The sequence below is a fragment of the Candidatus Caldatribacterium saccharofermentans genome, from assembly GCF_050267035.1.
GTDB classification, from domain to species: Bacteria; Atribacterota; Atribacteria; order Atribacterales; family Caldatribacteriaceae; genus Caldatribacterium; species Caldatribacterium saccharofermentans.
In genome coordinates, this window is the sequence record NZ_CP187957.1 from 1,703,340 (window position 1) to 1,716,947 (window position 13,608).

7 protein-coding genes are annotated in these 13,608 nt (G+C 54.8%); all 7 read left to right on the top strand.

Translation table 11 applies throughout. From position 1 onward, the window contains the following. The first annotated feature begins 26 nt into the window (after positions 1-26). The 7 genes from rho to fusA all read left to right on the top strand — a co-directional run bounded on the left by rho (position 27) and on the right by fusA (position 13,607). On the top strand, positions 27-1,361 hold the full coding sequence (gene rho, locus ACPT9Q_RS08640; RefSeq protein ID WP_427365602.1) for a transcription termination factor Rho: 1,335 nt from the start codon (positions 27-29) through the stop codon (positions 1,359-1,361). A 169-nt stretch (positions 1,362-1,530) separates the two neighbouring features. Next, entirely contained in the window at positions 1,531-5,268 is a 3,738-nt protein-coding gene (rpoB, locus tag ACPT9Q_RS08645; RefSeq protein WP_017873160.1) for a DNA-directed RNA polymerase subunit beta, read from the top strand. 18 nt (positions 5,269-5,286) lie between these two features. Then, the gene (gene rpoC, locus ACPT9Q_RS08650) at positions 5,287-10,305 is read left to right on the top strand and encodes a DNA-directed RNA polymerase subunit beta' (protein WP_427365603.1); all 5,019 of its coding nucleotides are present in this window, start codon (positions 5,287-5,289) and stop codon (positions 10,303-10,305) included. Between the two features lie 81 nt (positions 10,306-10,386). Continuing rightward, positions 10,387-10,593 carry a ribosomal L7Ae/L30e/S12e/Gadd45 family protein gene (locus tag ACPT9Q_RS08655; RefSeq protein ID WP_017873158.1) on the top strand — a complete coding sequence of 69 codons (207 nt, stop codon included), beginning with the start codon at positions 10,387-10,389 and terminating at the stop codon, positions 10,591-10,593. A gap of 22 nt (positions 10,594-10,615) precedes the next feature. Then, the gene (gene rpsL / locus ACPT9Q_RS08660) at positions 10,616-10,990 is read left to right on the top strand and encodes a 30S ribosomal protein S12 (RefSeq protein ID WP_017873157.1); all 375 of its coding nucleotides are present in this window, start codon (positions 10,616-10,618) and stop codon (positions 10,988-10,990) included. Between the two features lie 15 nt (positions 10,991-11,005). After that, on the top strand, positions 11,006-11,479 hold the full coding sequence (gene rpsG / locus ACPT9Q_RS08665) for a 30S ribosomal protein S7 (protein WP_427365604.1): 474 nt from the start codon (positions 11,006-11,008) through the stop codon (positions 11,477-11,479). Positions 11,480-11,510: 31 nt separating this feature from the next. Beyond that, complete coding sequence (fusA, locus tag ACPT9Q_RS08670) at positions 11,511-13,607, top strand: elongation factor G (protein WP_017873155.1); 2,097 nt, start codon at positions 11,511-11,513, stop codon at positions 13,605-13,607. Position 13,608: the final 1 nt, after the last annotated feature.

The window sequence follows — 13,608 nt, forward strand, 5'->3', positions numbered from 1 at the left end:
AAAGAGAGCGGGAGGAGGTTCACGTGGTGACTGAAAACAACCACATGGAAATCGTAACCGAAGAAAAAGAAGAAGAAAGGAAGGTCGAAATCCCTCAGTACACCTTGGCAGAGCTGAAGGCAAAAACGAACAGCGAGCTTGCCGAAATCGCCCAGAGCCTTGGCATTTCAGGCTATAGCCGGAAACGGAAAAACGACCTCATCTTCGAGATCCTGAAAAAGGGTGCGGAAGCGAAGGGATACCTTTTCAGTGAGGGAATTCTGGAAATCACCCCTGAAGGGTACGGGTTTCTGCGGACTGCCGATGACTTTGCACCGAGCGAGAACGATGTGTACGTTTCGCCCTCGCAGATCAAGCGCTTCGGCTTGAGTAGCGGGGACAAAGTCGCCGGTCAGGTTCGCCCACCCAAAGAGGGAGAACGGTACTACGCCCTTCTGCGTATTGAGGCAATTAACGACGAAGACCCAGAACAGGCGAAAAAGCGTCCTCTCTTTGAGAATCTGACCCCCATTTTCCCGAATAAGCAATATGTTCTTGAGACAACACCTGACGAGATTGCCACCCGCATCATCGATATTTTTGCTCCTATCGGGAAAGGACAGCGGGGACTCATTGTTGCCCCACCCAAGGCTGGGAAAACAATCCTCCTTGAGAAAATCGCCAATGGCATTACTACGAACTATCCAGACGTTGTGCTGATTGTCCTCCTCATTGATGAGCGTCCTGAGGAAGTCACGCAGATGGAACGCTCGGTGAAAGGACATGTCATTGCTTCAACCTTTGACCAGAGGCCGGAAAACCACATCCGGGTGGCAGAGCTCACCCTGGAACGGGCGAAGAGGCTTGTCGAAGAGGGAAAAGATGTGGTGATTCTCCTCGATAGCATTACCCGTCTTGCCCGGGCCAATAACCTCGTTGTCCCCACAACCGGGAAAACCCTCTCCGGAGGGATTGATTCCTCTGCCCTCCACTGGCCAAAGCGGTTTTTCGGCGCGGCGAGGAATATCGAGGAGGGTGGGAGCCTCACCATTATTGCCACGGCGCTCATTGATACCGGATCCCGCATGGACGAGGTCATCTACGAGGAGTTCAAGGGAACGGGAAATATGGAGCTCCATCTGAGCCGTGCCCTGGCTGAGAGCCGCATTTTCCCCGCCATCGATATCCACCGCTCGGGAACCCGCCGGGAGGAGTTGCTGCTCAAAAAGGAAGACCTTGAACGCATCTGGATGCTCCGGAGGCTTCTTGCCAATGTCGACCCTCAGGAAGCAACGCAGATGGTCATTAAACGCATGAAGAATACCCGTTCCAATCGGGAATTTTTGAAAATTATCGACCAGGTGCTGAAAACCTCGCGGTAGCCGTTGGGTTCCAAAAAGGCCATCTTAAAAATTCCTTCCCTCCTATTGACACGATTTTGGGAATCTTTTACAATGACCAATTGTCGGTTTGGGAGGGTGAAGATGCGGAATTCTTCTTCGGTGTTTGAGAGCTGACTCCAATTGAAATCCCCCGAAGGTGGTGTGATCAGTGGGCGTTGGTTACATTGAGAGGCGAAGTTTTGCGAAAATTCCTCCCTGTGCTGAGCTGCCGAACTTCATAGAAATCCAGAAGAAGTCCTTCGAGTGGTTCCTCCAGAAAGACGTCCCCCCTGAAAAACGGAAGCGCCAGGGATTAGAGGAAGTCTTTCTGGAAATCTTCCCCATCCAGGATTTCACGGGGAAGTTCGTTCTGGAATACCTTGGGTACCGACTGGAGGAGCCGCCGCTCAGCGTACGGGAGGCCAAAGAAAAGGGTCGAACGTATGCTGCGCCCCTGTACGTTCGTGTTCGCCTCATTGACCAGCACACCAACGAAATCAAAGAGCAGGACGTGTATATGGGCGATCTCCCGCTCATGACAGACAAGGGTACCTTTGTGGTGAATGGGGCTGAAAGGGTTGTGGTGACTCAGCTTGTCCGTTCCCCAGGGATGTTCTTCTCCCGGGAGGTGACGCCCACAGGGAGGGTGGAGTACGGTTTCAAGATCATCCCCAACCGGGGTGCGTGGCTGGAGTTTGGCATTGACCCCGGGGACATCCTTTTTGTCCGGGTCGACAAACGGAGAAAAATCAACGCCTGTACGCTGGTGCGGGCTTTGGGATATAGCTCGAATGAAGAAATCCTTGCCCTTTTTGACTACCACACCTTTATTCGAAAGACCCTGGAACGAGATCCTTCCTCGTCAACGAAAGAGGCCATTGTGGAAATTTTCCGTCGTCTCCGGCCGAGTGAGCCGCCAACGGAGGAGAACACTCGGGATTTCATCAAGTACCTCTTCTTCAATCCCCGCCATTACGACCTTGGAGAAGTCGGCCGGTACAAAATCAATAACAAACTGAAGTTCGAGGAACGGATCGTTGGGGTCGAGGAGCTTGTGGCGGCTGAAGACCTGGTCATCGACCTCTGGGAGAAGCGTTGCGTGCGGAGCATGGAGAGCCTTGGGGAACATTTTGACCCGGAAAGGTACCGGGTTGTGCTCCGCGCCGGTGACCGTATCAGCCGGAGAATTGCTCAGGAAATTGAACGACTCAACGAAGAATATGCTATTGAATACGTCACGGTCCTAAATAGCGAAAGTCTTCCCGTGAAGGTCTACATCGAGACCGATGATACCCTCGAGGTTCTCTCCGACGACCTTGAAGGGCGGGTGGTCAGTCGGAACGTCCTTGACCCGGAGACCGGGCGGGTTCTGGTTCCAAAGGAGACGGTTCTGACCCTTGAGGTCATTCGGGATCTCCGGGAAATCGGCATCACCAGGGTCTGGGTAAAGAAGGGACGGACCCTTGCCCCTGAGGACGTGGTGGGGGGCATCCGGTATCTCCTCAACCTCATCGATGGCATCGGATATAGCGATGACATTGACCACCTGGGAAACCGTCGGGCCCGTCTTGTGGGAGAACTTCTGCAGAATCAGTTCCGTACCGGCCTTCTTCGGGTGGAAAAGGTCATTCGTGAGCGGATGACCATCCAGCCGGATACGGAATCCCCGACACCCCAGAGTCTCATCAACGTCCGGCCTGTCATTGCCGCCCTGAGGGAATTCCTGGGTTCGAGTCCTCTTTCCCAGTTCATGGACCAGGTCAACCCTCTCTCTGAACTCACCCACAAGCGGAGGCTCAGTGCTCTTGGTCCTGGAGGTCTGAGTCGGGAACGTGCAGGATTTGAGGTCCGGGACGTGCACTACACCCACTATGGTCGGATGTGCCCCATTGAGACACCGGAGGGACCGAATATCGGTCTCATCACCTCTTTGTGCATCTACGGTCGGGTGAATGAGTACGGGTTTATCGAAACACCATACCGGCGGGTTGTTGATGGGAAGGTAACGAATGACATTGTGTACCTGACGGCTGATGAAGAGGACCGGTACTACATCGCTCCTTCTGACACAAAACTCAACGACGACGGGTCCATTGCCGCGGATCAGGTGGTAGTCCGCTTCCGGGGGAAAATCATAGAGGTGCCCAGGGATCGGGTGGACTTTATGGACGTCTCGCCCCAGCAGATTCTCAGTGCTTCCGCTTCACTCATTCCCTTCCTGGAGCACAATGACGCTAACCGAGCGCTCATGGGAGCCAACATGCAACGGCAGGCTGTGCCGCTTCTTGTCTCCCATCCTCCCTACATTGGCACAGGGATAGAGTACAAGGTTGCCCAGGATTCGGGGGCCACGGTCACGGCCAGAAGAGCTGGAAAGGTGGTCTTCGCCGATTCCACCCGGATTGAAATTGAGGCAGAGGACGGAACAAGAGATGTGTACTACCTCGAGAAGTTCCAGCGTTCCAACCAGAGCACCTGCATCAACCACCGACCCATTGTCCGCAAGGGGGAGTACGTCAGGGAGAACCAGATTATTGCCGATGGCCCGTGCACAAGCATGGGTGAAGTCTCCTTGGGGCGGAATGTCCTTGTGGCCTTCATGCCCTGGGAAGGAGAGAATTTCGAAGACGCCATCGTCATCAGCGAGCGTCTGGTGAAGGAGGATATCTTTACCTCCATTCATATAGAGGAATACGAAGTTGAAGCAAGGGACACAAAACTCGGTCCTGAGGAAATCACCCGGGATATCCCGAACCTCAGCGAAGAGGCCCTGCGCAATCTCGATGAAGATGGCATCATTCGTATTGGTGCCGATGTGAAACCCGGGGATATTCTTGTGGGCAAAGTAACTCCAAAGGGTGAAACCGAGCTTACCCCCGAGGAGAAGCTTCTCCGAGCCATTTTTGGAGAGAAAGCCCGGGAGGTTCGCGATACGTCGCTTCGGGTACCCCACGGAGAGTACGGGAAGGTTATCGATGTGAAGGTGTTCTCTCGAGAAAACGGGGACGAGCTGGCCCCTGGGGTCAATAAGCTCGTGAAAGTGTACGTTGCCCAGAAGCGAAAAATCACGGTAGGAGACAAAATGGCTGGGCGGCACGGGAACAAGGGAGTTATTGCCCGAATCCTCCCGGAAGAGGATATGCCCTATCTCCCTGATGGTACGCCCGTGGACATCGTTCTCAACCCCCTTGGGGTTCCGTCAAGAATGAATATCGGGCAGATTCTCGAGACCCACCTGGGGTGGGTGGCGAACAAAGAACGGAAGTTCCTGGCCAGTCCTCCCTTTGACGGTGCCCGGGAGGAAGAGATCCTCGAGGCCATGAAGAACGCCAGGACTCCCGAGGGGAGTGTCCCCTTTGAGGAATTCTTCGACCACAGGGTGTCTCCGGATTTCTGTCTCTTCCCTCAGGGGAAGACGGTGCTCTACGATGGTCGGACTGGTGAACCCTTTGATAACGAGGTAACCGTGGGTTACATCTACATGATGAAGCTTGCCCACCTTGTGGAGACCAAGATTCACGCCCGATCCACAGGACCGTATTCGCTGGTGACGCAGCAGCCCCTTGGTGGGAAGGCCCAGTTTGGTGGGCAGCGTTTTGGTGAGATGGAAGTGTGGGCTCTGGAGGGCTACGGTGCGGCGTATACACTGCAGGAAATGCTCACCGTGAAGTCCGACGATATTGCTGGACGTGTGAAAGCCTATGAGGCTATTGTCAAGGGGAAGAACGTGCTGCAGCCGTCCCTTCCGGAATCCTTTAAAGTGCTCGTGAAGGAACTCCAGAGTCTCTGTCTGAGTGTGAAGATTTTTGACGCGAAGGGGAGAGAAATCTCCCTGGAGGAGATGGAGAGCGCTGAGGAGGAAGTCCCACACCTTGGCGTAAATCTCCAGGGTCGAGAGAAAAAGTGAAAGAAGGGGGAAGAGTCCTTGGTGGACGTCAACGACATCAGGGCAATTCAAATTGGGTTGGCTTCTCCCGAGGAGATTCGCAAGTGGTCTCACGGGGAAGTGAAGAAGCCCGAAACCATAAATTACCGCACCCTGAAACCGGAAAAAGACGGTCTGTTCTGCGAGAAAATCTTTGGTCCCACGAAGGATTGGGAGTGCTACTGCGGGAAGTACAAGAGAGTCCGGGACAAGGGAATTGTCTGTGACCGCTGCGGAGTGGAGGTCACCCGTGCTTCGGTCCGGAGAGAGCGTCTTGGCCACATTGAGCTTGCGGCTCCGGTGTCGCACATCTGGTACTTCAAGAGCATCCCGAGCAAAATGGCACTCCTTCTTGGGATTCTCCCCAAGAACTTAGAGAAGGTGCTGTATTTCGCCTCGGGGAGGAAGCGCGAAGATTGCTACAAGGTTATCGAGCCCGGTTCGACCAACCTCGAAGTCGGGGCGACTATCCGCGAGACGGAGTACAAAATTTACAGCAAGTACGATCCCGCTTTCAGGGCAGAACTTGCCCACCGGATCACTGAAGTCCACACCCTACCGTTCTCCATTGGTGACCGCTTGAGCCTGAAGGACTACGCCCGGTATCGTTCCAAGTACCGGGAGAGCTTTACAGTGGAGCAGATTGATGAAAACACCTTTGAAGTCGTCGATATCCGGGCCTTCCCATACCAGCGGGATGACGAGCTTGCTGAATCAGAAGTGAACGAGCTTCGGGAAACCTTTGGAAATCTCTTTGAGGAAACCATTCTTTCTGAAACGGTGGAGGAACCCTGTTACATCGTGATCAACCCCGGGCAGACGGGACTCAAGACCGCCCAGATGATTCTTGAAACAGAGGCGAAACTCCTCTCCCGATACGATCCTGAGTTCAGGGCGGGAGTGGGTGCTGAAGCGGTTCGGGAAATTCTGAAAAACCTTGATCTCCAGCAGCTGGCTCGGGATCTCCGCAAGGAGCTCAAGGAGGCAACGGGACAAAAAGCCAAAAAGCTCATCAAGCGCCTCCAGGTTGTTGAGGCCTTCCTGAAGTCGGGAAATCGCCCAGAATGGATGATTCTTGAGGTCATCCCCGTGCTCCCACCAGATCTGCGGCCTATGGTGCAGCTTGATGGCGGGCGGTTTGCCACGTCAGACCTCAACGACCTCTACCGGAGAGTCATCAATCGCAACAATCGGCTCAAGCGTCTTTTGCAGCTCGGAGCACCGGAAATCATCGTCAAGAATGAGAAGCGCATGCTCCAGGAAGCTGTTGATGCCCTCTTCGACAACGGTCGCCGGGGTCGCCCTGTTCTTGGTCCGGGGAACCGTCCACTGAAGTCTCTGAGCGACATGCTCCGGGGCAAAAAGGGCCGGTTCCGCCAGAACCTTCTGGGGAAGCGGGTGGACTATTCCGGTCGATCGGTCATTGTGGCTGGACCGAGACTCCGGTTTGACCAGTGTGGCCTCCCTAAGAAAATGGCCCTGGAACTTTTCAAGCCCTTTGTCATGAAGAAACTTGTTGATAAGGGGCTTGCTCATAACATAAAAAGTGCGAAGAAGATGGTGGAGAAGGCCCGGGAAGAGGTCTGGGGCGTCCTTGAAGAAGTCATTGCCGAACACCCGGTCCTCCTCAACCGGGCACCAACACTTCACCGCCTGAGTATCCAGGCATTTCAGCCAGTCCTCATTGAGGGGAACGCCATCCAGCTCCATCCGCTGGTGTGCCCGGCGTTCAACGCCGACTTTGACGGCGACCAGATGGCGGTTCACGTGCCGCTCTCTGCGGAAGCTCAGGCGGAATCGCAGATTCTCATGCTCTCCTCGCACAACATCCTCTCTCCAGCGCACGGAAAACCCATTGCAGTGCCGACTCAGGATATGGTCCTTGGGTGCTACTACCTCACCCTTCTTGGGGCCCGGAGGGGGCCAGTAAAGAGGTTCTACAGCGTCGATGAGGCGCTCATGGCCTATGAGTTCGGTAAAGTGGACCTTCACGAGCCGGTGTTCATCCGGGAAGTGACCGAGAAGCACCCTGAGGTTCTGGAGACCACGGTCGGGCGGGTCATTTTCAACGGCCTTCTGCCAGAGGGGATGCCCTACTACAACGAGCCGGTGACCAAGAAGAAGCTCTCAGACATTGTGGACCTCTGTTACCGCAAGTTCGGCAACAAGGTCACGGTGGAGATGCTTGACCGGATTAAAGAGGCAGGATTCCACTATGCCACAAAATCCGGAGCCACCATCAGCGTCCTGGATCTCGAGATTCCCCCGGAGAAGGAGCACATCATTGAAGAGGCTACCCGCCGTGTCGAGGAAATCAACGAACACTACAACCAGGGGCTTATTACGGCTGAGGAGCGAGAGCAGAAGGTTGTGGATGTCTGGACGGATGCGGCGAACAAGATCGCCGATGCCATCCTCGAAGTCCTCCCCGATTTCAACCCGGTGAACATGATGGCCACCTCCGGTGCTCGAGGGAGTGTGCGCCAGGTGAGCCAGCTCTGCGGTATGCGGGGACTTATGGCTGACCCGTCAGGGCGCATCATCGAGTACCCCATCAAGGCGAACTTCCGTGAGGGATTGAGCGTACTGGAGTACTTTATCTCGACCCATGGAGCACGGAAAGGCCTTGCGGATACTGCCCTGCGGACGGCCAAGTCCGGTTACCTTACCCGCAGGCTTGTGGACGTGGCTCAGGACGTTATCGTCCGGGAGGAAGACTGCGGTACAGATGATGGGATTCTCCTTGAAGACCTGAGGGACGAGAACGACAACATTGTCGAGCCGTTTGAGGAACGGGTTCTTGGGCGAATTGCCCTCCGGGACATTGTGGATGCCACCACCGGGGAGATTATCGTTCGGGCTGGAGAGGAGATTGACGAACGGGTGGTTGAAGAACTCCGCAGGCGCAACATCCGTCAGGCCTGGGTACGGTCCGTTTTGACCTGCCGGACGAAACACGGTGTCTGTGCCAAATGTTACGGACGGAATCTTGCCACCGGTCGTCTGGTGGACGTGGGCGAAGCTGTTGGTATTGTGGCAGCGCAGTCCATCGGAGAACCAGGAACACAGCTCACCATGAGAACTTTCCACACCGGTGGTGTGCGTATTGCTGGAGAGGATATCACTCAGGGTCTCCCACGAGTCGAGCAGCTCTTTGAAGTACGAAAGCCTAAGAAGGCGGCTATCCTTTCTGATGTGGACGGTGTGGTGGAGAAGATTGAGGTTATTGGCAACCGCCGGAAAATCTATGTCCGGCCGAGTGAGGACGAGGAGAGCCAGGAAGTCCGAACCTACTTCGTCCCTCATGACGTGAAGATTGCGGTGACCGAAGGTGACCGGGTTCGGGCTGGGGATCGCCTCACCCTTGGCCCCATAAACCCGAAGGATATCCTGAGGATTAAGGGTATCAGGGCGGTGCAGAAATACCTCCTTGAGGAGATCCAGTCGGTCTATATCTCCCAGGGTGTGGCCATTAACGACAAGCACATCGAAATCATCATCCGCCAGATTGCCCGTCTTAACAAAATTATGGTGGAGAACGCTGGAGACACCAATCTCCTGTCTGGAGAAATGGTTTTTGTCGAAGACTTTGAAAGGGAAAATGCTCGTGTTCTTGAGGAAAATGCCCTTCTGAAAGAGAAAGCCCAGGAACTCCTTGAAGGGTGTGTCCTTGAAGAGCATGTTCTTGACGTTTCGGGGAACGCGCTCTTCACGAGAGGCAGAGTCCTTGAAGCTCAGGACGTCGAGGCTTTGCTCTCCAGTGAGTGCCGGCCCTTCCTGGTTCGAAAGGATGGGGTGCTCCTTCGGGTCCTGAGGGGCCAGAAGAACCTCGAAAGTGAACTCCTCAACCGCATGTGCGTTGAGGAGGTTCGGGAGCCATCCGGAAAGGTTCTCGTCAAGGCGGGTGAGGTTCTAAAAGAACCGCTCCTTGAGCGGCTTGGCGAGATTGGTCCTCTCCGGCTCCGGGTAAGAGAGCAGGCGACTTGGGAAAAGCTTCGGGGGACCATTCTTGCTGAGGACGTTCTTGATCCAGAGACCGGAAAGGTTCTCCTTTCTGCCAACACGCGTCTGGATCAGAGCGAAATCGCCCTCCTTGAAGAGCATGATGTTGAAAGAGTTGTTATCTGGAAGAACGTCCGCGTCTTCCCGGTAAAAGAGAGCCTTGTGCGGGTACTCCGGGAAGAGATTCTGAACAAGGAAGTGGCCAAGGATATCATCAGTCCCCAGACTGGAGAGGTCATCATCCAAGCGGGCCAGGCCATAAGCAGGAGTGTTGCCCGCCGCCTCGTTGTGGAGGGTATCAAGGAAGTTCCCCTGAGCGATGGCCGTTTCTTCTCCATCGAGGGGAGGCTTATTGAGCTCCTCGAGAAGGAAGTGGTTGGGAAGGTTGCTGCTCAGGACATCGTCGTTGGTGCAAACGGCGATGTGCTGGTGAGAGCTGGAGAAGTTATTGACCGGGATGACGTAGTGAAGATTGCTGAAGATAACGTTGGCTTTTTGCTCCTCAGGGATGCGGAAGGGGAGAAGGAAATACGAACCCTGGTGGAGGAGGTCGTGTACCTCCCCGGGCTCAAGCAGGTTGCCACAGGACGACCTGTGGCTCTGGGCATCACTAAGGCATCCCTTGCTGTGGATAGCTTCCTCTCTGCGGCGTCGTTCCAGCAGACCACCCATGTTCTTGCTGATGCCGCGATTAAGGGGAAGATCGACGAGCTCATCGGGTTGAAAGAAAACGTCATCATCGGAAAACTCATTCCCGCAGGCACAGGTTACGAGAAATACCGGAGAATTCGTCTCTCCACGGAAAAAGAAGAAGCTGCGGCACAGACGGAGGAGTTTATGGAAGAAGGCTTTGATCTCCGTGAACTCATGAGCATGGATGAGTCCCCGGAGTTTCTACCGGAAGAGGAATTCGAAGAAGAGGAAGAATTCGAAGAAGAGGAAGAATTCGAAGAACAGGAAGAATTCGACTTCGAGGCTGATGGGGATGTTGATGAAGCCGATGGGGAATTGACATGAGCGTGTCGTGCTGTTACAATTCCTCTGTCGCTTTTGGCTATGGGGCTTGAAGAGCTGCGAACCGCAAAGAGAGTTGTGGGTATGCGAGAGACTCAGAGAGCTATAGAGCGGGGGAGGGCGAAGAAGGTTTTCGTCGCCCTCGATGTCGATGCCCCGATTCGGGAGGCAATTGTCACCCTGGCCAGAGAGAAGAATATCCCCGTGGAGTATGTGGAGAACGCCCGGGATCTCGGCAGGGTGTGTGGCATCGAGGTTCGCTCTTCCTGCGCTGCCATCGTGGAAGAGTAAAAAGATTAGAGGGGGATGATTCATGCCGACAATTAACCAGCTTGTTCGCGAGGGGAGAAAGAAACCCAAAAACCGGAGTGGCGCTCCGGCTCTGAAGGGGTCACCTCAGAAACGAGGGGTGTGTACTCGGGTCTGGACCATCACTCCGAAGAAGCCGAACTCGGCGTTGCGTAAAGTTGCTCGTGTCCGCCTGACCAATGGCATGGAGGTTACTGCATACATTCCGGGGATCGGTCACAACCTCCAGGAACACTCCATCGTCCTCATCCGGGGAGGTCGTGTGAAGGATCTTCCTGGGGTGCGGTACCACATCATTCGTGGGGCCCTGGATGCAGCCGGTGTGGAGAACAGAAGACAGGGTCGTTCAAAATACGGGGCGAAGAGGCCGAAGTCGTAAGGAGTGTGAAGAACTTTGCCAAGAAAAGGTCCTGTTCCAAAGAGAGAAATCGCTCCTGATCCCCTGTACAATAACGTTGATGTGGCAAGGCTCATCAACAAGGTGATGAAGGACGGGAAAAAGAGCATTGCGGAGAAAATTGTCTACGGGGCTTTTGACCTTATCCGGGAAAAGACCAAGCGCGATCCTCTTGAGGTTTTCTACCAGGCGCTGAACAACGTCATGCCCCTTGTGGAGGTTCGTCCCCGCCGGGTGAGGGGAGCCAATTACCAGGTTCCCATTGAGGTTCGACCTGACCGGAGTAAGAGCCTCGGTTTGCGATGGCTTGTTCAGTATGCCCGGGAACGTCAGGGGAAGAGCATGATAGAGAAACTCGCTCAGGAAATCATGGATGCGGCGAATGGTACTGGTGGCGCGGTGAAGAAACGCGAGGACACCCATCGTATGGCTGAAGCAAACAAAGCTTTTGCCCACTACCGGTGGTTCTGAGGGAGGTTTGAGAGAAGGCGTGAGTAAGGCAATGAATAGAGTTCAGCAGAATTTCCAGACCTTTGGAGATTACGCCATATCCCAGGTCCGTAATATCGGTATCATGGCCCACATCGATGCAGGGAAAACAACCGTCACGGAACGCATTCTCTACTATACTGGGAAAATCCACCGCATGGGAGAGGTCCACGAAGGAACAGCCACTATGGACTTTCTCCCTCAGGAGCAAGAACGAGGAATCACGATAAGCTCGGCGGTGACGACGTGTTTCTGGAAGGATTGCCGCATTAACATCATCGATACGCCAGGGCACGTGGACTTTACCGTGGAGGTAGAACGAAGCCTCCGGGTGCTTGACGGGGCCATTGCAGTGTTCTGTGGCGTGGGAGGAGTAGAGCCCCAGTCTGAAACCGTCTGGCACCAGGCTGACAAGTACCGGGTTCCGCGCATTGCTTTTGTCAACAAACTCGACCGTGTCGGGGCGGATTTCTATGCAGTAGTGAAGGCCATTCGAGAGAAACTCAACGCCAACGCCCACCCTGTGCAGATTCCCATAGGGAAAGAGGCGGATTTCGTGGGCGTTGTGGATCTCATAGAGATGAAGGCATACTTCTATGACATTGACGAGACCGGTGCCACGTACCGGGTGGAAGATGTTCCTCCCGAACTTCTTCAGGAGGCCCAGAGGGAGCGGGAACGTCTCATCGAGGCCCTTGCAGAGATTGATGAGGAGATTCTTGTCCGGTACCTCGAGGGAGAAGACCTTCCGCCTGCGCTTTTGCGCGAGGCCATCCGCAGGGGCACCATTGCTGGAAAATTCGTCCCTGTTCTTGGTGGATCGGCCCTGAAAAATAAGGCCATTCAGCCGCTCCTTGATGCTGTGGTCTTTTACCTCCCCTCACCTCTGGATCTCCCACCGGTCAGGGGATTTCATCCTGAGACCAGGGAGGAAGAGACGAGACTACCACTCGCCAAGGAACCCTTTGCGGCGCTCGTCTTCAAAATCGTCATGGACCCCCATGCAGGGAAAATCTCTTTTGTGCGGGTGTACTCTGGTGTTCTGAAAAGTGGTACCTACGTGTATAATGCCACAAAGAGGGAGAAGGAGCGAGTGAGCCGCCTCCTGATTATCCATGCAAGTCACCGGGAAGATGTCGACGAGGTGAAGGCAGGAGATCTTTGTGGCATTGTCGGGCTGCGTCGGGCCACAACCGGGGACACGCTCTGTGATGAGCGGTACCCCATTATCCTTGAAGCTCCCTCGTTCCCCGAGCCGGTGATTTCTGTGGCGATTGAGCCGAAAACCCGGGCCGACCAGGATAAGCTCAGCCTTGCTCTGGCAAAGCTTGCAGAAGAGGATCCCACTTTCCGGGTACGGAGCGATGAGGAGACTGCTCAGACCATTATCTCTGGAATGGGTGAGCTCCACCTTGAAATCATCATCGACCGGTTGCTCCGGGAATTCAAGGTTGAGGCCAACGTTGGTAAACCTCAGGTGGCGTACAAGGAGACCATCAAGGCCTCTGCCCGGGCAGAGGGTAAGTTCATTCGCCAGACGGGCGGACGGGGACAGTATGGCCACGTGGTTCTTGAGGTGGAACCCTGTGAGGAGGTCTTCGTTTTTGAAGACCATATCGTGGGAGGAACAATCCCGCGAGAGTACATTCCCGCAGTGGAAGCAGGGGTACGGGAAGCCCTTGATAACGGTGTCATTGCTGGGTTTCCGGTCATTCACGTGAAGGTGAAGCTTGTGGATGGCTCGTACCACCCTGTGGATTCCTCAGACCTTGCCTTTAAGATTGCGGGATCCATTGCGCTGAAGCATGCGGTGGAGAAGGCTTCACCGGTGCTTCTTGAACCTATCATGAGGGTTCAGGTGATCGTCCCCAGGGAATACCTGGGAGAAGTCATCGGGGACCTCAATGCCCGCCGGGGGAAGATTGAAAGCATTGAGGCCAAAGGCGAAACGCAGATTATCAACGCAAAAGTCCCCCTGGCTGAGCTTTTTGGGTATGCCACGGTGCTTCGTTCGCTCACCCAGGGGCGGGCGACGTACACCATGCAGTTCTCCCATTACCAGGAGGTCCCTGCGAATCTCATGAAGGAGATTATTGAAAAAGCTCGGTAGA

What these genes read in the sequence shown, in the direction of transcription:
- fusA (WP_017873155.1), top strand. Translation starts at nt 11,511, where the DNA reads ATGAATAGAGTTCAGCAGAATTTCCAGACCTTTGGAGATTACGCCATA.
- ACPT9Q_RS08655 (WP_017873158.1), top strand. Translation starts at nt 10,387, where the DNA reads ATGCGAGAGACTCAGAGAGCTATAGAGCGGGGGAGGGCGAAGAAGGTT.
- rpsL (WP_017873157.1), top strand. Translation starts at nt 10,616, where the DNA reads ATGCCGACAATTAACCAGCTTGTTCGCGAGGGGAGAAAGAAACCCAAA.